An 18,302-nucleotide genomic window follows, 5' to 3' on the forward strand; every position below is an offset into this window, starting at 1 on the left:
GTTGCCCGCTTCGGTCGGACAAGGCGGCGGTCAGAGGCCGGCGAAGGCGGACAGGAGTGTGTCGGCACGGAGCCGAAGCTCCGGTGTCTGGGCGCCTGCGGCGCGCACGGACACTTCCTGGCCGCCGACGGCCCGGGCGAGGGAGACCCGCAAGGTGGCGTCCGTGCCGACGAGAGGATACGAGTACCAGCCGTCGGAAGCTTCGTCGTCGGTGTCATGAACGCCGGCTTCGACGGTTTCCCAACCGGTTTCGTCGAAGGTGCACCCGACGTAGCGGGACAGCAGTTCGAGGAAGCCGCGCAGGTTGCGACCCATGATCCAACCGGTGATCGGCTCGGTCACACGTCCTCCGTCTCTCTGCCTCGACATCGCACGACTTCTGACAGCAGGGCTTCCCGGTGACGGAGACCGAGGGTTGCCCGAGGGTTTCCGGAAAGAGAACGCACGCGGCAGCGTGTGTGACCTCGCGAACAGGCGCGTCGGTTCTGCGTTCTACTGACGCCTGGGGCGCGGCACGAGCGCGTCCCAGCATGTGTCGAGCCGGAGGACGCGGGTAATGACGACATCTGTACTGGCCGGTTGTGTGCCTTGGGACCACTTCGGCATCACGTGCGTGAGAGGGCTCTCGCCCGACGAGGTGCTGTCCCGCCTGGGTGTCACCGGTCAGGCGCCGTACCCGCTGTGCACACCCGACGAGGCGTTGCGGCGCTTCGGGTGGAACGGCCATGAGATGCCTGCGGCACGGGTGTGTCGCAGTGGGGAGTGGACCTTCCTCCTAGACGTTGCCGCACACGGTCGACTGCTGCAGTCCTCGGTGCTCACTGATCTGTCCAGGGACACCGAGGCTGTCTCGATCTGGCAACTTCTCGACGGTACGACCCGGATCGCACATGCGAGATCCGGAGAATTCCTGGCCTACTACGACGCTTGGCATTTCGAGCCGCCGGAGGGCGCCGACCCCTCGTTCCTCAACCGTGCTCTCACTGACGCGGGTTTCTTCCTGGAGGAGAACTGGGAGTCCGACGACTGGGAGCCGACCACTCCCGCGTTGCTGATGCTGGAGCGTGAGTTCGGCTTGGCACTGTCGCCCGAGGTGGCCAGGAGCCCCCTGCCGACGGTCAGTCTTCTGCACCTGCGAGGCTGACCGCCGGATCGCTCACCGCATGAGGAACGGTCGTTCAGAAGGTGATTCTGAGCCAGAAGGGGTCGTCGTCCGCGAGGAGCATGTCTTTGATGAAGACGCCGTAGGCCGAGCCCACATCCGAGTTGAGCGCTCCGGGTATGTGCCCGCGCACGCATTTCTCGCTGCCAGCAACCGTACCCGTGGGTGTGATGGTGGGCCAGTCCACTGCGAGATTGCCGCTGGTGTCCGCTCGCACTGCCGTCACCTGTGCACAGTCCTTCCCGTGGTCGACACCGTTGAGGGCGCCGCTTTCGTAGGTGCCGGCGAAGGGGAACTCGTCGCAGGAATCATTTTGAATGTTCGGGTCCTTGGTGAACTTGGAAGTCCCGCAGATGGCCTGACGATTGCTTGTTTGCTGGGATTTGTTCTGCAGGCGGTGCAGTGGCTCACCGGTACCGCGCAGTCCCCAATGGCCAGAGAGATTGTTCTGGGCCCACTCGATCATGTCCGCGGACGAGCCGTACTGGGACCGGGAAATCTCCAGGGTCGGGGTGTACCAGGGCACCACGCAGCCGGCCTTGTCGGCGGAGGAGATCTTGTTGTCGCAGCGGACCTCGGCGCCGCCCCAGGTGATCGACGGCGTCAAGTCGGTGGAGGTGGGTGAGTTGATGTCGAACTCGTAGTCGAGGTCGATGTAGTCGTAGCCGGTGGAGGGCTGGTCGGTGAGGGTATAGGTCTGCTTGAGGTTCTGGCCGACGCGGATGGGAGTCTGGACCCAGGGCTTCGTGATCTTCGGAGTGCAGGTGGAGGAGCAGTTGGTCGTCCACGACACACCCAGGTCGGCGGGCAGTGTCCCGGTGGAGGACAGCATGGTGATCTGGTCGGTCTCGGTCCACTGCAGGCTGTTCGTGGCCAGGTCCAGTTGCTGCGCGGTGGCGAACAGGGCGGTGCCGAGAAGCTTGCCGTTGCTGTCCCGATAGGTGTACTTCACATCCGGGTAGATCTGGCATTGCATGGTCCGGGTGGCGTACCAGTAGCCGTCTTCGTCACCCGTGCACTTGTTGACCGGCAGTGGAGTGTCCAGTACGGCGGATACCGACGAACCATCCGGTGCGGTGGCTGTGGCCTTGCTGAGGGCGGCTCTGCCTTCCGCAGGTGAGAGCCGGGTCAGGCAGCTGTACGAGTGAGCCGCGTCGGCAGCGCGTATGGCCCGTTCCACGGCCTTGTCGCAGTCTTCCTCGCTGGAACCGGCCCGACTGCCGTTGCTGTCCAGGCGTTCCTTGTCTAACGGAGAGGAGACGTCACTGACGGTGGGTGCTGGAAGTTGTTCGGGGGCGTCTGCGGCAGCGGCCGTCGACTGAACTGCTATCCCGACGAGGAATGTGGATATGACCAGGGCAGGCAGGAGGATGCGTCTTGTCACTGAGTACCTTTCACGCAGCACCAAACAGCCACCGGACGGCCCGGCGGTTCGGAGGCGACCGTAGTGCCCCGAACACCCGTACGGAGTTGTGTGAATAAGAGTTTTTCCGTGGGATGCTGTGTGTTTCAACGCCCGTGTATGGTCGGCCATGCAGTCTTCAGCCGGCCATGCAGTCTTCAGCCGGCCAGCCGGCCAGCCGGCCAGCCGGCCAGCCGGCCAGCCGGCCGTGAGGGCGGGCTGGTCCCGGCTCTTCCTGCTCGTCCGTGAGTGCCTGGCTCCGGGCGGCGTGTTCATGTTCTCCCAGCCGTCGGCGATCTCCGGTGCATACGGGTCACAGAGCATGTACACATGTACAAGGGCAGGTTCGCCGGGAAATCGATGTTTACCTGTCGCTACAGACCTGTCGTCTGGGAGCGGTTGCCGCCCGGACCGGCTTCGTTCGTCGAGGCCGGAGCAGTCGCCGTTCAACGTGGTCGTGCATGATCAGGGCATCACGGTGTGGGTGAACTCGGGTCATGACACCGAGGTCTTCGACGAGGACGGCGGCCCGGTGCCGCGCGGGCACCAGTGGTCTGCCGAGGGCGGTCTTTGAGCCGCGTCAGACTGCCAGGTTCTGGACCTATCAGGTCCGGGAACTGTGCGAGGCGCTCACACGGGACCGGGCTTGCCCCCCTGCCCCAGCAGGGACGAAGCTGCTGGAGGGGGCAAGGCCGCGATGTCTGCCGAAGCTCTCCGCCTGGCACGGCCCGGCATCGACGTCGCTGCCGAGTACCAGGCCCGCGAGGCTGCCGGCCGCGGGAGGGCCCGGACGAGAGCGACCTGTACGACGACGTCCGTCCGACGCTGTCCGCGCTGCGTGAGCGGGGCGTGCGCGTGGTCATCGCCGGGAACCGGACCGTACGCGCGGGGCAGTTGCTGCACGGCCTGACTCTTCCGACGGACCTGATCGTCACCTCGGGGGAGTGGGGTGTTGCGAAGCCGCAACCGGCCTTCTTCCAACGGGTCCTGGAGGTCGCGCAGGCGGCCCCGGGTGCGACCCTGTACGTCGGCGACCACCCGGCCAACGACGTGTTCCCCGCGAAGGCGGCGGGGCTGCGTACGGCGCACCTTCGCCGCGGGCCGTGGGGGTGTCCGTGGGCGGATGCCCCAGGGGTAGTGGCGGCGGCCGACTGGCGGATTGACAGCCTCACCCAGCTCGTTGGCATCGTCGGCGGTCGACCGGGCATGAAGCGGCCCCACCAGCCGATGGGGTGGCCGGAAAGTGCGGCTGCTGCGTCCTGACGGATCGTGGGCCCGCGCCACGGCGAGCGAGTTCCTCGGCTCGCCGATCGTTCACCAGGGCGGGCCGCGCCGCCTGTGGAAGGGGCTTCAGCGCATCCGGAACTGGCTCAACCGGCAGGGCGAACTACCCGCGTACGGCGCCCGCGTGACGATTTCCCCGGACGGGGAGACGACGCTGTCGCGTGGCGTCTGGACGGTCACCCTGTAGTACCCGCGGACCGGCCCCGTCCGTCCGTTGCCGCCGGTGGCGGATGGACGGGGCCTTCTCCAACAGGGGCCGCTTCAGACATCACGCCCCGCTCACCCCCACCGCGTCACCGCAGCGCCGGATGGTCCGCCACCACCGTGCAGGAGCCCGGGGCGATCTCCGTGAAGCCCGCGTCGCGGACCGTGGGGAGGCCGCCGGCCGTCAGGGCGGGCCAGTGGGACGGGTCGGCGGTGCGGACCGCCAAGGGGAAGCCGGTGGCCTGCCAGGCGGCGCGGGCCTCGTCGGTGAGTTCCCACCAGGCCAGTTGGGCGGCGTGGCCCGCCTGGGCCATGGCCTTGCCGGCCGACATGCCGAGGGTGGGGTTCAGCCAGAGGACGGGGGCCGCCGGGTCCGCCGGGGGCAGGGGGTCGGGGTCGTCGAGGTCGGTGCCGGAGACCTGGAGGCGGGCCAGGTCCTTGGGCCAGCCGTCCAGGGGGACGGGCGGGAAGACGCGGACCTCCGCCGACTTGCCGGTGACCGTGATCCCCGGGAGGGCCTCCGCGCGACGCCACTCCGCGCCGCGCGCCCGGCGCACCACCTTGCGGATGCGGGCGTCCTGCCAGTCGCGCATCGCCCGCGCCCACTCGCCCTCGCCGGCCGAGCGCTCGTCGGTCAGCATCACCAGCACCGCGCGGGCCGCCGTCTCCAGGGCGTCCGTACGGGCCGGGGGCGCCGCCCGCTCGATGCGGACCACCAGGGGCAGGACGAACTGGGGTGCCTCGTCGCGGGCGCCCGGGTCGGGGCGGAAGGGGCTGTCGGCGGCAGGGGTTCGGTTATCGCTCACGGGGCCAGTGTGCCAACCCGCGCGGGAGTGCCGTCAGCCCGAGCAGGACGTGCGTTCCGCCTCGCGCCATTCGCAGACCGGGCACAGCGTGATGCCCTTGTACGACTCCGGGTACTCCGTCGGTTCCTGGCACAGTACGCATGCCGCGTACGGCGGGCCGTCGGCCTTGGGCGGCCGGGTGACGTCGATCAGGCAGTAGTCGTTGTCGGTGTCACTCATGGTTCAAGGGTAGGCCGCTCGGCCCGGCCGTTCGCCGCCGCGATCAGTTCGGAGACCTTCACGAAGCTGTAGCCCTGGCGGCGCAGCTCCGGGACGATCCTCCGTACCGCCCGTTCCGTCGTCGGGGCCGCGCTGCGGGTGCAGTGCAGGACGACCACCGAGCCGGGACGTACGCCCTCCAGCACCTGCTGGGCCACCGCCTCCGCGTCCGTGGCGAACGCGTCGCCGCCGACCACGTCCCACTGCACGGCCGTCACCCCGGCCGGGGTCAGCTCCTTGAGCGCCGTACGGTCGTAGCAGCCGCCGGGGAAGCGGAAGTACGGCTTCGGGTCGGGCACGCCCACCTCCCGGAACACCGCGTACGCCCGTTCCACGTCCGTCCGCATCCGGTCGGCGGAGACGGTCGGCAGGCCGTAGCAGTCACCGGTGAACGCGTAGTGGCTGTAGGAGTGGTTGGCGACCTCGAAGAGCGGGTCCCGGCCGATGGAGCGGGCCTGGTCCGGGTACTCCTCGGCCCAGCGGCCCGTCATGAACACCGTGGCCGGCACCTTCAGCGCACGCAGGGTGGCGATGAGCCGCGGGTGGTCGAAGTGCTCGCCCGCCGCCGCCCTCGGGCCCTGGTCGGCGGTCATGTCGGCGTCGAAGGTGAGGGCGACCGTCCGGTCGCCGGTGCGCGGGCCGTTGCGGAAGACCGGGGTCAGGCCGGACGGGCCCGGGGCGAGCGTGGGAGGGGGCGAGGGGGAGGGGGGCGCGGAGGGTGCGGGGCGGGGTGCCTGCTGCTGGGCGGGGCGGGTGGTGGCGCAGGCGGCGAGCGCGGTGGCCAGGACGCATACGGCGGCTGCTCGACGTACGAGAGTGATCACCATATGACAATATGGGCGACTTTACGGCATTCCTTTTGTCATGCCTGAAAGTCCGCCCGGTGTCACCCGGGTGGGCGCGGGACGCCCCCGCCACGCGGGCGGCACGGGTGGGCGGTGGGGGCACCTCCCGCTCGAGCGAAGCCGAGAGTGGGGGAGGCACCCCGTGAGCGCCGGGCTGCGCGACCCGCCCCGCCCCGCACCAGCACCCCTCAGATGTCGCGCCGCTCCAGCGGCCGCGTCGCCGGCCCCTGGATGACCTTGCCGTCGGTGTCGAAGCGGGAGCCGTGGCAGGGGCACTCCCAGGCGCGTTCGGCGGCGTTGAAGTCCACCAGGCAGCCCAGGTGGGTGCACCGCGCGGAGACGGCGTGCAGGGTGCCGTCGTCGTCGCGGTAGACCGCGAGTCGGCCGCCCTCCGTACGGACCACGGCGCCCTCGCCCGGCGGCAGCGCCTCCGCCGGCGGGGCCGGGCGCAGCCGGTCGCCGACGAAGTGCTTGGCCACCTGCGCCTGGTGCTTGAGGAAGGACGGCGCCTCACGCACCGCGGAGGCCAGCCGGCGCGGGTCGTACAGCTCGCTCCACGTACACTCCTCGCCGGTGATCTGCGCGGTGAGCAGCAGGCCCGCCATCATGCCGCCGCTCAGGCCCCAGCCGCCGAAACCGGTGGCGACGTAGGTGTGCCGGGCGCCCGGGTGCAGCGGGCCGACGAGCGGCACGGTGTCGGTGGGATCGTTGTCCTGCGTGGCCCAGGAGTGGGTGAGCTCCACGCCGGGGAAGTGCGTGCGGGCCCACGTGGAGAGGCGGTCGAAGAGTGCGCGCGGGTCGCCCGTGCCCGGCGTGAAGTGCTCACCGGTGACCACCAGGAAGCGGCGGGTGCCGTCCTCGCCGTAGGGAGCCGTGCGCACCGAGCGGGTGTTCTCCTCCGGGGTGATGTACATCCCGCCCGGATCCTGACCGGCCGGGAGCGGCCCGGCGACGACCAGTTCGCGGCGCGGGGAGAGGCGGGTGAACAGCAGCGCCCGGTCGAAGACCGGGTAGTGGGTGGCGACCACGACGTCCCGGGCCGTCACCGTCGCCCCGGCCGCCGTCGACAGCCGGCACGGCGTGCCCTCCTCCAGGCCTAGGACGGTGGTGTCCTCGTGGATGCGTCCGCCGTGCGCGACGATGTCGTCCGCGAGGGCCAGCAGGTACTTGCGCGGATGGAACTGCACCTGGTCCGTCACCTCGACGGCGCCCGCCACCGGGAACGGCAGACCGGTCTCCGTCACGAAGGAGGCCGGCAGGCCCGCCTCCCGCGCCGCCTCGGCCTCCGCGCGCAGCTCCTCCACCCGGTCCGCGTCACGGACGTAGGTGTACGCGCTGCGGCGCTCCCACTCGCAGTCGATGCCGAGCTCCTCCACGACCCGGGCGGTGTGCTCGATCGCCTCGGACTGCGAACGGGCGTACAGCCGCGCGCCCTCGCTGCCCCGGGTGCGGCGCAGCTTGTCGTAGATCAGCGTGTGCAGGGCGGTGACCTTGGCCGTGGTGTGCCCGGTGACGCCGGCCGCGACCCGCCCGGCCTCCAGTACCGCGACGCTCTTCCCGGCCCGCGCCAGCTCCCGGGCCGTGCACAGGCCTGCGATGCCCGCGCCGATCACGGCCACGTCGACATCGAGGTCCCCGGTCAGTGCGGGGTGCCGGCCGCCCGGTGCGGTCTGGAGCCAGTACGAGCCGCCTGCCTGCTGCTTCTCCGTCATGAGGCGCCGGGTACCCCGGTGCGGCCGGTTCACTGTCCGGCCGGTTCGCTGTCGGGCCGGTCCACCGTCCGGGCGGTCCTCTTGCGGGGCGGCCGGCACGGGACTAACGTACAACCAAATGGTTGTAGATGGGATCGACGAGACCGGCGGGACCGACGAAACCGTGGACCGGTTGTTCCACGCCCTGGCCGACGCGACGCGGCGCGACATACTCCGTCGCTGTGTCCGGGGTGAGCTGTCCGTGTCACGTCTGGCCGCGGCGTACCCGATGAGCTTCGCCGCGGTGCAGAAACACGTCACGGTGCTGGAGCGGGCCGGTCTGGTCACCAAGGAGCGACGCGGACGGGAGCAGCTCGTGCGCACCGATCCCGATGCGGTGGGCCGGGCGCGGCAGACCCTGGACGAACTGGAGACGGCCTGGCGGGCGCGGGTGGACCGGATGTCCGGTCTGCTGACGGAGGACGCCGCAGGGACCGGTGACTCCGGGGCCCCGGCCCACGACGAGAACACGGACGAGAACCCGGACGAGAACACAGACGAGAACCCGGACGAGAACACGACGGAAGGACCGGACAGATGACTGTCACCAGCGTGGACAAGGACGTCGACCGTCTGACGCTCACCCTCACCGCCGACTTCACCGCTTCCGTGGAGCGGGTGTGGCGGCTGTGGGCCGACCCGCGGCTGCTGGAGCGCTGGTGGGGCCCGCCGAGCTACCCGGCGACCTTCGAGGAGTACGACCTGACGCCCGGGGGCGGCATGAAGTACTACATGACCGGCCCGGAGGGCGAGAAGTACGGCGGCTGGTGGCGGGTCTCCTCGGTCGCACCGCCGACCGCCCTCGAGTTCACCGACGGCTTCTCCGACCAGGAGGGGAAGCCGAACCCCGAGATGCCGACCACCTCGGTACGGATGACGCTCACCGCGCTCGAGGGCGGCACCCGGATGGAACTGCGGTCCGTCTTCGACACCCGCGAGCAGATGGAGCAGCTCGCCGAGATGGGCATGGTGGAGGGGATGAGCCAGGCCGTCGGCCAGATGGACGCGCTCGTCGCGGGCTGAACCCCGCGCCGGGGCGGGGGGCGGACCGCCCTCCGCCCCGGTCGTGAGCGGCTACCTGCGCCACGGCCCCGTCACGGCGAACGTCGTGCCGGGCGTGTAGCAGTTGACGTACATCGTGCGGCCGTCCGGGGAGAAGGTGACCCCGGCGAACTCGCCCCACTCCGGGTCCTCGGCCGTCCCGATGTTCTGACGACCGCGCGCCATCGCGTAGACCTCACCCCGGCGCGTGACGCCGTAGACGTGCTGGGCGCCTCCGCCGTCCTCGCACACCATCAGGCCGCCGCTGGGCGCGAGGCAGATGTTGTCCGGCGACTCGCCGGGGAGCTGGACGTCGGTGTCCGGGCCGAAGACGATCACCAGGGTGAGGCGGCGCCGGTCCGGGTCGTAGCGCCAGATCTGGCCGTAGTGGTCGGCCGCCGAACCCTCGGCGCTGCGGGCGAAGGACGACACGAAGTAGACCGAGCGCCCGCCCCAGTAGCAGCCCTCCAGCTTCTGCGCGTGGGTGATGCCCCGCGGGCCGAAGTCCTGGTGACGGATGGGGGTTTCGGCGGCCCCCGGGTCCGGTACGTCCACCCACTCGATGTGGTCGAAGCGGGCACCGATGTCCTGGATCGAGGACAGGTCGGGCACCCCGGGCACCCGCATCGCCTGGAGCCGGCCGCCCGCGCGCAGCGAACCGGTGCCGCCGAGGGGTTTCTCCGGCAGGAAGCGGTAGAAGAGGCCGAAGGGCCGTTCGAAGGCGTCCTCGGTCTCGTAGACCACGCCCCGCTTCGGGTCCACGGCGATCGCCTCGTGCTGGAAGCGGCCCATCGCGGTCAGCGGTACGGCGCCCGTGCGGCGCGGGTCGGCGCCGTCGACCTCGAAGATGTAGCCGTGGTCCTTGGTGTAGCCGCCTGTGCCGGCCTTGTCCTCGGTCTCCTCGCAGGTCAGCCAGGTGTCCCAGGGGGTCGGTCCGCCGGCGCAGTTCACTGCCGTACCGGCGATCGCGACCCGTTCCGACAGCACCCGGCCGTGGTGGTCCAGGGTGAGTGCCGTACAGCCGCCCTTGCCCTCCGGGTCGTAGGTCAGGCCGTCGATCACCGGGACGGGGACTCTGCCGCCGGCGCGGTTCTCGTGGTTGCGGACCAGGTGGGTACGGCCGTGGCGGCCGGCGAAGGCGGCCATGCCGTCGTGGTTGGAGGGGACCGGGCCCTCGCCGGAGCGCAGCGGGTCGCCCTCGCGGGAGAGGACCTTGTAGCGGAAGCCCTTCGGCAGGTCGAGCAGCCCGTCGGGGTCGGGGACCAGGGGGCCGTAGCCGCTGTGGCCGAGGTTCTGGGCGGCGGCGGTGCCGGTGAAGAGTTCGGAGAGGGCGCCGGTGAAGACGATGCCGATGCCGAGGGCGCCGGAACGGGCGAGCATCTGACGTCGTGTCGCGGGGGAGCCGGTCGTGGACTCGGTGGTGGGCCCGGTTTCTGGCATGGGGAAACCTTCCTGCTGGCGGACAGGAACTGTGACCCAGCCGTGTCTATCACCTGGTGCGGGTCACGGGAACCACGCGCGTAGCTCGTGTCACGGCTCGGGGCGCGGGCCGTCGGGCCCCGGGCGGGTTGCCGCCGGGGGGTCCGGTGCGGGCTGGGGCTGCTGGGCGCGTTCGAGGAAGCGGAGGAGTTCGACCGGGAAGGGCAGGACGAGGGTGGAGTTCTTCTCGGCGGCGACGGCGACGATGGTCTGCAGCAGGCGGAGCTGGAGGGCGGAGGGGGTCTCCGACATCTCCTGGGCGGCCTCGGCGAGTTTCTTGGACGCCTGGAGTTCGGCGTCGGCGTTGATGACGCGGGCCCGGCGTTCGCGGTCGGCCTCGGCCTGGCGGGCCATGGAGCGCTTCATCGTGTCGGGCAGGGAGACGTCCTTGATCTCGACGCGGTCGATCTGCACGCCCCAGCCGATCGCGGGGCTGTCGATCATCAGCTCCAGGCCCTGGTTCAGCTTCTCGCGGTTGGACAGCAGGTCGTCGAGGTCGCTCTTGCCGATGATCGACCGCAGTGAGGTCTGGGCCATCTGGGAGACGGCGAAGCGGTAGTCCTCGACGTTGATGACGGCCGCCGGCGCGTCGACGACCTTGAAGTAGACGACCGCGTCGACCCGGACGGTGACGTTGTCGCGGGTGATGCCCTCCTGGGCGGGGATGGGCATCGTGACGATCTGGAGGTTGACCTTGTGCAGGCGGTCCACGCCGGGGACGACGAGGGTGAAGCCGGGTGGGCGTGCGGTGCCGTGCAGACGGCCGAGGCGGAAGACGACTCCGCGTTCGTACTGTTTGACGACTCGGGCTGCTGCGAGGAGGTAGGCGGTGGCGGCTGCGGCGGTGCCGGCGGCTGCGGTGAGCAGTTCCTCGACCATGGTGACCTCCCGTTCAGAGGTCTGTGTGTTTCTGGGTGCATCCGCAACGATATGCCCGGTGGTCGGTGCGGGGCCATGCCGGGGGCCCGGGGCTGGGCGGCAGGGTCTTTCGCCCCCGCCGCCCCTCCCCGTCCTCGGGGGCTCCGCCCCCGGGCCCCCGTTCGCGCCCACGCGGCGGAGCCGCATGTCGGCACAGCCCCGCGCCCCTAGGAGGGGGTTGTGACCGGTGTCTTTGGCGTCTCTGTGAGTTTCACCGGGGGTGTGCCGGGTGTGCTGTGGCGTTCTGACCAGTTTTTCAGGGCTGTGTGGCAGGCGTGGTCCATGTGCTGGAGGGCGGTGAGGTCCAGTTCTACGGGGCGGTCCTGGGGGAGGGACTCCAGGGTGTCCAGGATCTTCGGGAGGCGCAGGAAGGTCGCGTTGCCCGACAGGTGCACCTGGATGGGGCCCGCGCCCTTGTCCACGACCTCCAGCTTCGCCTGCGAGGCCTCCCAGGCCGTCTTGACGACCGACAGGGCCAGACCGATCAGCACGCCCTCGAACATGTTCACCGTGACGATCGACACGGCGGTGACCACCAGGATCAGCGCCTCGCCCCGGTGGCCCCGCCAGAGTGCGGCCAGGGCGCGGAACGGGATCAGCCTCCAGCCGGCGTGGACCAGGATGCCGGCCAGCGCGGGCAGCGGGATCAGTGCCAGCGCGGACGGCAGCAGCGCGGCGAACAGCAGCAGCCATACGCCGTGCAGCACCCGGGACGCCTTGGTCCTGGCGCCCGCCTGGACGTTGGCCGAGCTGCGCACGATGACCGCGGTCATCGGCAGCGCGCCGAGGACCCCGCAGACCGCGTTGCCCGCGCCCTGCGCCATCAGCTCCTTGTTGTACCGGGTGCGCGGACCGTCGTGCAGCCGGTCCACCGCGGCGGCGCTGAACAGGCTCTCGGCGGAGGCGATCAGGGTGAACGCGACGATCGTGCCGAGGACGCCGACGCCCAGTGAGCCGAACGCGTCCGCGCCGGGCGGCTGGACGGCGTCGATCAGGCCCTGCACCTCGACCGTCGCGACGGGCACGCCGAACGCCAGGGTGACCGCGGTCGCCAGCAGGACCGCCGCGAGCGCGCCCGGTACGACCCCGGCCGGTCCCGGCATCCGGCGCCACAGCACCATCACGGCGACGGTGCCCGCGCCGACCGCGAGCGAGGCGAGCGCCTCGGTGCTGCCGAGCGCGTCCACGGCAGCACCGGGCAGTCCGAGGATCTTGTCGACGCCGGAGGCGGGCGCCGTCAGCCCGGCCGCCGCGTACAGCTGGCCCGCGATGAGCACGAGACCGATGCCGGCCAGCATGCCCTCGACCACCGAGATCGATATCGCGCGGAACCAGCGCCCGAGCCGCAGCGCGCCCATGGCGAGCTGGAGCAGCCCGGTGGCCAGCACGATCACGCCGAGCGCGGGCAGCCCGTAGGTGTCGACGGCCTCGAAGACCAGTACGGTCAGCCCGGCGGCCGGACCGGACACCTGCAGGCTGCTGCCCGGCAGCAGACCGGTGACCAGTCCGCCCACGATGCCGGTGACCAGGCCGAGTTCGGCCGGGACACCGGAGGCGACGGCGACGCCCACGCACAGCGGGAGCGCGACGAGGAACACGACGAGTGAGGCGGCGAAGTCCTGCCGCAGATGAGGGAACCTGGACACGGCGGTACTCACAGCGCCTCGAAGGCGTCGGTGTCCGCGTGGTGTTCGCGTACGGCTCCGGTGTGCACCTCGTAGTACCAGCCGCGCAGCCGGAGCCGGCCCGAGGCCAGCCGCTGCTCGACGCACGGGTACGAGCGCAGCCGCAGCAGCTGGGCCAGGACGTGGTGCTGGACCGCTTCCGCGCAGGCCGGGTCCGCGGCGTCGGACGACGCCGGCTCGTCGGCGGCGTGCGCCAGCCAGTCGCGTACGGCGGGCACGGCGTCCAGGTCGTCGCCGCGCACCAGCGCGCCGATGGCCCCGCAGTGGGAGTGGCCGCAGACCACGATGTCCGTGACGCCGAGGACTCCCACGGCGTACTCGACGGTGGCCGCCTCGGCGGTGGGGCGTCCGAGGGTGTACGGCGGGACGATGTTGCCCGCGGTGCGCAGCTCGAAGAGCTCGCCGGGCCGGGCGCCCGTGATCAGGGCCGGTACGACCCTGGAGTCGGAGCAGGTGATGAACAGGACGTCGGGGGATTGACCCTCGGCGAGGCGGGCGAACTCCTCAGGGCGCTGTCCGAACGTGCGGGCGTTGTCGATGAGGGGCTGCATCTGGTGATTCCTCCTGGCGCGCGTGGGGGCGCGTCGGACGGGCATGACAAAGGTCGGGTTCACTGACCCATGGCCCTTGCTTCGCGGGTTGTATACGCGGATGCGAAGGCCGTGGGGAATGCGGAGAAATGAAGCGCGGGTAAAGCGACGGCAAGGGGCCGGGGTGTGGCCGCGGTCGCCGGACCTCGGGACATGCGTGTGCGACAAGGCGGTTCGCACCTCTTCCGCACACCAACGCTTGGTCAATGGTTGGTCAAGAAACACGTTAACCCTGCGAAGTCGTTTGCAGGGTTAACTCGGTGTTTCGTGGCGAAGAGAGCCTGAAAAGAAAGGGTGTGTTGGCGTGAACCCGCCCTTGACCAGAGGGATCCCTCGATCAGAAGGATCCCGTGATCAGAGGGATCCCGCGTCGCGGGCCAGCGCGGTGAGCCGCGAGATCGCCCGGAAGTACTTCTTGCGGTAGCCGCCCTTCAGCATCTCCTCGCTGAACAGCCGGTCGAACGGCAGCCCCGAGGCGAGCACGGGCACCTCACGGTCGTAGAGCCGGTCCGCGAGGACGACGAGCCGGAGCGCGGTCGACTGGTCCGGCACCGGACGCACACCGGTGAGGCACACCGCGCGGAGCCCGTCGGTCAGGGCGCCGTAGCGGCTGGGGTGGACCCGCGCGAGATGCTCCAGCAGGTCGGGGAAGGCGTCGAGCGAGGCGCCCTCGGTGGCGTGCGCCGTCCGCGTCACCCGCTCGTCGGAGTACGGCTCCGGCGCCTCGGGCAGACCCCGGTGGCGGTAGTCCTCGCCGTCGATGCGCAGGGCCCGGAAGTGGGCCGACAGACCCTGGATCTCGCGCAGGAAGTCAGCCGCCGCGAACCGGCCCTCGCCGAGCTTGCCCGGCAGCGTGTTCGAGGTGGCGGCGAGCGCGACGCCGGCCTCGACCAGCTTGCCGAGCAGGGTGGAGACGAGCACGGTGTCGCCCGGGTCGTCCAGCTCGAACTCGTCGATGCACAGCAGACGGTGCCCGGAGAGGGTCTTCACGGTCTGCTGGAAACCGAGGGCGCCGACCAGGTTGGTCAGCTCCACGAAGGTGCCGAACGCCTTGAGCGCGGGCTCGGCCGGGGTGGCGTGCCACAGGGAGGCCAGCAGGTGGGTCTTGCCGACGCCGTAGCCGCCGTCGAGGTAGACGCCGCGCGGCCCGGCCGGGGCCTTCTTCGGCGCCTTGCCGAAGCCGAACAGCCTGCGCCGGCCCGAGTCACCGGCCGCCGCCCCGTCGAGGCCGGCCGCGAAACCCTCGAGGACGCGCACGGCCTCGGTCTGGCTCGGCTGGTTCGGGTCCGGGATGTAGGTGTCGAAGCGGACCGAGTCGAACCGCGGCGGCGGCACCATCTCGGCGACGAGCCGGTCCGCGGGCACGTGCGGCTCACGGGCGCACAGCGACAACGGGGCCACGTCGGCTATCGGACCGGGACGGGAGGCGGGAGAGGAGGACGACACGGTCCCCCATGCTACGGGGCGTGGAACACTGCCTGACATGCGACGCCTGTTCCCTGTGACCGACGTGACCGACGAGACAGCGGCTCGCGAGTGGAGCCTCGCCGAGATCGCCGCCGCGTACGCCTACCCCGAGCCGGGGCCCGGCGGGCGGGAGCCGTGGCTGCGGGCCAACATGGTCTCCACTCTCGACGGGGCCGCCCAGCACGACGGCCGCTCGCAGCCCATCTCCTGCCCGGCCGACATGCGGATCTTCGGCACGCTGCGGGCGCTCGCCGACGTCGTGGTCGTCGGCGCGCAGACGGTACGGCAGGAGGGCTACCGTCCGGCACGCGCGCGTGACGAGTTCGCGGCCGCGCGGGAGGCCGCCGGACAGGGACCCGCGCCCGTGATCGCGGTGGTGACGGCGAGCCTGGACCTGGACTTCTCGCTGCCGCTGTTCACCTCCCCCCTGGCGCCCACGCTGCTGCTGACCGGCTCCGGGGCCGCCCCGGACCGAGTGGCCGCCGCCGAGAAGGCGGGCGCCCGGGTGATCACCGCCGGAGAGGGGGGAGCGGTGGACCCCGCGCGGGCGGTGCGGGCCCTCGCGGATCTCGGGCACACCCGGCTGCTGACCGAGGGCGGACCGAGGCTGCTGGGCCAGCTGGTGGCGGCAGGAGTGCTGGACGAGCTCTGTCTGACCGTCTCGCCGATGCTCACCGCCGGTGACGCGCAGCGCATCTCCGGTGGACCGTCCGTAACACTTCCGCGGCGTTTCGCGCTGAAATCGATGTTGGAGGAGGACGGTTTCCTGTTCACGCGATACCAGCGGTCCTGACGTCCGCGACCGTGGCCGTGTCCGCGTCCGCGGGAGCGCCCGATGGTGGCCGCTTGTCCGGTGATCGGCGGAACGCATCGGTCCGGCCGGTGCGGGAAGGGGCGACACTGAATCCGGCAGTACCCGTGCGCACACGGGGCAGAAGGGTTTCCGCAGGGCCTGGCCGGGTCCACGGAGCAGAGAGGGGGCCCTAGGGTCCTCCGAGGAGAAGGGGCGCCTGGTGTTCACAAGCGTACTGATGATCGAGAAGGCCCTGACGTCCGCCGACGTGGAGTTCGTCACCACCTTGCACGGCGACGAGCCGGTCTCCTTCCACGTGCTGCTCCAGCCGCGCGGCGAACAGGCCGACCGGCTGCTGAGAGCCATCGACGACGTCGCGCTCGGCGAGCTCGACGAGGCCGCCCGCGAGGGTGAGACCCCCGAGGGCGAGGAGGCCCAGGACATGGGGGAGCAGGCCCTGGAGGTGTCCCTGCGGGCCCTGCGCGCCACCGGCGACACGGCGGACGGCCGCCTCATCGCGGACCACCCCCTGGACGCGCTGAAGACCATGGTGGAGGAGGTCGGGGCGGACGAGGTGATCGTCCTGACCGACCCGCACTACGTGGAGGAGTTCTTCCACCGCGACTGGGCCTCCCGCGCCCGCCACAAGGTCGGGGTGCCGGTGCTGAAACTCTTCTCGCACAGCAAGGCATAGGCTGGGGCGGCGCTCTCCCGGCTCTCCCGGCTCTCCCGGCTCTCCGGCGAGAGCGCGAAGACCGCCGTCCCGCTTCGTCGCACCACTGGGAGAACACGCATGGCACCCGGCCTTCCTACCGCCATGGACCGACCGCACTTCATCGGCATCGGCGGCGCCGGGATGTCGGGCATCGCCAAGATCCTCGCCCAGCGCGGCGCCGAGGTGGCAGGCAGCGACGCCAAGGACTCCGCGACCGCCGACGCCCTGCGTGCCCTCGGCGCCACCGTCCACATCGGGCACGCCGCCGCGCACCTCGCCGACGACGCCAGCTGCGTCGTCGTCTCCTCCGCGATCCGCGAGGACAACCCCGAACTGGTCCGCGCGACCGAACTGGGCGTCCCGGTGGTGCACCGCTCGGACGCCCTCGCCGCCCTGATGGACGGCCTGCGCCCCATCGCGGTGGCCGGCACCCACGGCAAGACCACCACCACCTCCATGCTGGCCGTCTCCCTCACCGCGCTGGGCCGCGAGCCGTCGTACGCGATCGGCGGCGACCTGGACGCCCCCGGCTCCAACGCGCTGCACGGCGCGGGCGAGATCTTCGTCGCCGAGGCCGACGAGTCGGACCGCAGCTTCCACAAGTACGCGCCCGAGGTCGCGATCATCCTCAACGTGGAGCTGGACCACCACGCCAACTACGCGTCCATGGAGGAGATCCACGAGTCCTTCGAGACGTTCGTCGGCCGGATCGTGCCCGGCGGCACCCTGGTGATCTCCGCCGACCACGAGGGCGCCCGCGAGCTGACCCGGCGGCTGGACGGCTCGGTGCGGACCGTGACGTACGGCGAGTCCGCGGACGCCGACGTGCGGGTGCTGTCCGTCCTCCCGCAGGGACTGAGGAGCGAGGTGACCGTCGAGCTCGACGGCGCCCCGCTCACCTTCACCGTGTCGGTCCCCGGCCGGCACTACGCGCACAACGCGGTCGCCGCGCTCGCCGCCGGCGTGGCGCTCGGTGTCCCGGCCGCCGAGCTGGCCCCGGCGCTCGCCGCGTACACCGGCGTCAAGCGGCGCCTCCAGCTCAAGGGCGAGGCCGCCGGAGTCCAGGTCATCGACTCCTACGCGCACCACCCGACCGAGATGACCGCCGACCTGGAGGCGATGCGCGCCGCCGCCGGGGACGCCCGCATCCTCGTCGTCTTCCAGCCGCACCTCTTCTCCCGCACCCGCGAGCTGGGCAAGGAGATGGGCCAGTCCCTGTCCCTGGCCGACGCCTCGGTGGTGCTGGACATCTACCCGGCCCGCGAGGACCCGATCCCCGGCGTCACCAGCGAGCTGATCATCGAGGCGGCCCGTGCGGCCGGCGCGGACGTCACCGCCGTCCACGACAAGGCGGAGATCCCCGAGGTGGTCGCGGGAATGGCGAAGCCCGGTGATCTCGTTCTCACCATGGGAGCGGGCGACGTCACCGACCTCGGCCCGCGCATCCTGGACCATCTGTCGAAGTAAGGGGCTGGAAGCTCATGCCGTACGACGTGGAGAAGCCGGACGAGCAGTGGCGCGCGGAACTGTCCCCGAACGAGTACGCCGTCCTGCGCCAGGCGGCCACGGAACCCGCCTTCACCGGTGAGTACACCGACACCAAGACCGAGGGCGTCTACTCCTGTCGCGCCTGTGGCGCCGAGCTGTTCACCTCGACCACCAAGTTCGAGTCGCACTGCGGCTGGCCGTCCTTCTACGACCCGAAGGACACCGAGGCCGTGGAGCTGATCGAGGACCGGTCGCACGGCATGGTGCGCACCGAGGTACGGTGTGCGCGGTGCGGTTCGCACTTGGGGCACGTGTTCGAGGGCGAGGGGTACGCGACGCCCACGGACCAGCGGTACTGCATCAACAGCATCTCGCTGACGCTGCAGCCCGCCGAGGGCTGACCCGTACTCGCCT

The 18,302-nt window shown here is 71.0% G+C and carries 19 protein-coding genes and 1 pseudogene; 9 read left to right on the plus strand and 11 right to left on the minus strand.

The window, feature by feature from the left end:
- Positions 1-30: 30 nt before the first annotated feature.
- Positions 31-342 (minus strand): hypothetical protein, encoded by a 312-nt coding sequence (locus AMK33_RS02170; RefSeq protein ID WP_073930941.1) that lies wholly within the window; start codon positions 340-342, stop codon positions 31-33.
- A gap of 214 nt (positions 343-556) precedes the next feature.
- Between AMK33_RS02170 and AMK33_RS02175 the strand changes: the two genes are divergently transcribed.
- Positions 557-1,144 carry a DUF6461 domain-containing protein gene (locus AMK33_RS02175; RefSeq protein ID WP_143203797.1) on the plus strand — a complete coding sequence of 196 codons (588 nt, stop codon included), beginning with the start codon at positions 557-559 and terminating at the stop codon, positions 1,142-1,144.
- 34 nt (positions 1,145-1,178) lie between these two features.
- Here the strand turns inward: AMK33_RS02175 and AMK33_RS02180 are convergent, their stop codons facing one another.
- Positions 1,179-2,546 carry a NucA/NucB deoxyribonuclease domain-containing protein gene (locus tag AMK33_RS02180; protein ID WP_235617949.1) on the minus strand — a complete coding sequence of 456 codons (1,368 nt, stop codon included), beginning with the start codon at positions 2,544-2,546 and terminating at the stop codon, positions 1,179-1,181.
- A gap of 718 nt (positions 2,547-3,264) precedes the next feature.
- Between AMK33_RS02180 and AMK33_RS02190 the strand changes: the two are divergent.
- Positions 3,265-3,827: pseudogene (locus AMK33_RS02190) on the plus strand (HAD family hydrolase); the annotation flags it as partial.
- Positions 3,808-4,035: a hypothetical protein gene (locus tag AMK33_RS02195; RefSeq protein WP_201262945.1), complete on the plus strand. Its 228-nt coding sequence runs from the start codon at positions 3,808-3,810 to the stop codon at positions 4,033-4,035. The pseudogene AMK33_RS02190 and the gene AMK33_RS02195, both read left to right, overlap by 20 nt.
- Before the next feature lie 106 nt (positions 4,036-4,141).
- Here AMK33_RS02195 and AMK33_RS02200 read toward each other — a convergent pair whose 3' ends face one another.
- The 4 genes from AMK33_RS02200 to AMK33_RS02215 form a co-directional block, all read right to left on the minus strand.
- Positions 4,142-4,858 carry an aminoacyl-tRNA hydrolase gene (locus AMK33_RS02200; protein ID WP_073930944.1) on the minus strand — a complete coding sequence of 239 codons (717 nt, stop codon included), beginning with the start codon at positions 4,856-4,858 and terminating at the stop codon, positions 4,142-4,144.
- Between the two features lie 33 nt (positions 4,859-4,891).
- The gene (locus AMK33_RS02205) at positions 4,892-5,077 is read right to left on the minus strand and encodes a hypothetical protein (protein ID WP_073930945.1); all 186 of its coding nucleotides are present in this window, start codon (positions 5,075-5,077) and stop codon (positions 4,892-4,894) included.
- Positions 5,074-5,940, minus strand: a complete 867-nt coding sequence (locus AMK33_RS02210; RefSeq protein ID WP_073931487.1) for a polysaccharide deacetylase family protein — start codon at positions 5,938-5,940, stop codon at positions 5,074-5,076. Before AMK33_RS02210 ends, AMK33_RS02205 begins: the two co-directional genes overlap by 4 nt.
- Before the next feature lie 209 nt (positions 5,941-6,149).
- Complete coding sequence (locus AMK33_RS02215) at positions 6,150-7,673, minus strand: FAD-dependent oxidoreductase (protein WP_073930946.1); 1,524 nt, start codon at positions 7,671-7,673, stop codon at positions 6,150-6,152.
- A gap of 118 nt (positions 7,674-7,791) precedes the next feature.
- Here AMK33_RS02215 and AMK33_RS02220 point away from each other — a divergent pair, with 118 nt between their 5' ends.
- Positions 7,792-8,253, plus strand: a complete 462-nt coding sequence (locus AMK33_RS02220; RefSeq protein WP_073930947.1) for an ArsR/SmtB family transcription factor — start codon at positions 7,792-7,794, stop codon at positions 8,251-8,253.
- Positions 8,250-8,735 (plus strand): SRPBCC family protein, encoded by a 486-nt coding sequence (locus AMK33_RS02225; RefSeq protein WP_073930948.1) that lies wholly within the window; start codon positions 8,250-8,252, stop codon positions 8,733-8,735. Before AMK33_RS02220 ends, AMK33_RS02225 begins: the two co-directional genes overlap by 4 nt.
- Before the next feature lie 51 nt (positions 8,736-8,786).
- Here AMK33_RS02225 and AMK33_RS02230 read toward each other — a convergent pair whose 3' ends face one another.
- The 5 genes from AMK33_RS02230 to zapE all read right to left on the minus strand — a co-directional run bounded on the left by AMK33_RS02230 (position 8,787) and on the right by zapE (position 14,871).
- On the minus strand, positions 8,787-10,193 hold the full coding sequence (locus AMK33_RS02230) for a PhoX family protein (protein WP_073930949.1): 1,407 nt from the start codon (positions 10,191-10,193) through the stop codon (positions 8,787-8,789).
- Between the two features lie 90 nt (positions 10,194-10,283).
- Positions 10,284-11,111, minus strand: coding sequence for a slipin family protein (locus AMK33_RS02235; protein ID WP_073930950.1), 828 nt, complete (start codon positions 11,109-11,111; stop codon positions 10,284-10,286).
- 206 nt (positions 11,112-11,317) lie between these two features.
- Complete coding sequence (locus tag AMK33_RS02240) at positions 11,318-12,796, minus strand: SulP family inorganic anion transporter (protein ID WP_235617950.1); 1,479 nt, start codon at positions 12,794-12,796, stop codon at positions 11,318-11,320.
- Positions 12,797-12,804: 8 nt separating this feature from the next.
- Entirely contained in the window at positions 12,805-13,386 is a 582-nt protein-coding gene (locus AMK33_RS02245) for a carbonic anhydrase (RefSeq protein WP_073930952.1), read from the minus strand.
- Between the two features lie 393 nt (positions 13,387-13,779).
- Entirely contained in the window at positions 13,780-14,871 is a 1,092-nt protein-coding gene (zapE, locus tag AMK33_RS02250) for a cell division protein ZapE (protein WP_073930953.1), read from the minus strand.
- A 37-nt stretch (positions 14,872-14,908) separates the two neighbouring features.
- Here zapE and AMK33_RS02255 point away from each other — a divergent pair, with 37 nt between their 5' ends.
- The 4 genes from AMK33_RS02255 to msrB all read left to right on the plus strand — a co-directional run bounded on the left by AMK33_RS02255 (position 14,909) and on the right by msrB (position 18,289).
- Positions 14,909-15,685: a pyrimidine reductase family protein gene (locus AMK33_RS02255; protein WP_073930954.1), complete on the plus strand. Its 777-nt coding sequence runs from the start codon at positions 14,909-14,911 to the stop codon at positions 15,683-15,685.
- A gap of 220 nt (positions 15,686-15,905) precedes the next feature.
- Positions 15,906-16,379, plus strand: coding sequence for an indole-3-glycerol phosphate synthase (locus AMK33_RS02260; protein ID WP_201262946.1), 474 nt, complete (start codon positions 15,906-15,908; stop codon positions 16,377-16,379).
- 99 nt (positions 16,380-16,478) lie between these two features.
- On the plus strand, positions 16,479-17,867 hold the full coding sequence (murC, locus tag AMK33_RS02265) for a UDP-N-acetylmuramate--L-alanine ligase (protein WP_073930955.1): 1,389 nt from the start codon (positions 16,479-16,481) through the stop codon (positions 17,865-17,867).
- A 14-nt stretch (positions 17,868-17,881) separates the two neighbouring features.
- Positions 17,882-18,289: a peptide-methionine (R)-S-oxide reductase MsrB gene (gene msrB, locus AMK33_RS02270; RefSeq protein WP_073930956.1), complete on the plus strand. Its 408-nt coding sequence runs from the start codon at positions 17,882-17,884 to the stop codon at positions 18,287-18,289.
- Positions 18,290-18,302: the final 13 nt, after the last annotated feature.

Source organism: Streptomyces sp. CB02400 (assembly GCF_001905725.1).
Lineage (GTDB): Bacteria > Actinomycetota > Actinomycetes > Streptomycetales > Streptomycetaceae > Streptomyces > Streptomyces atrovirens.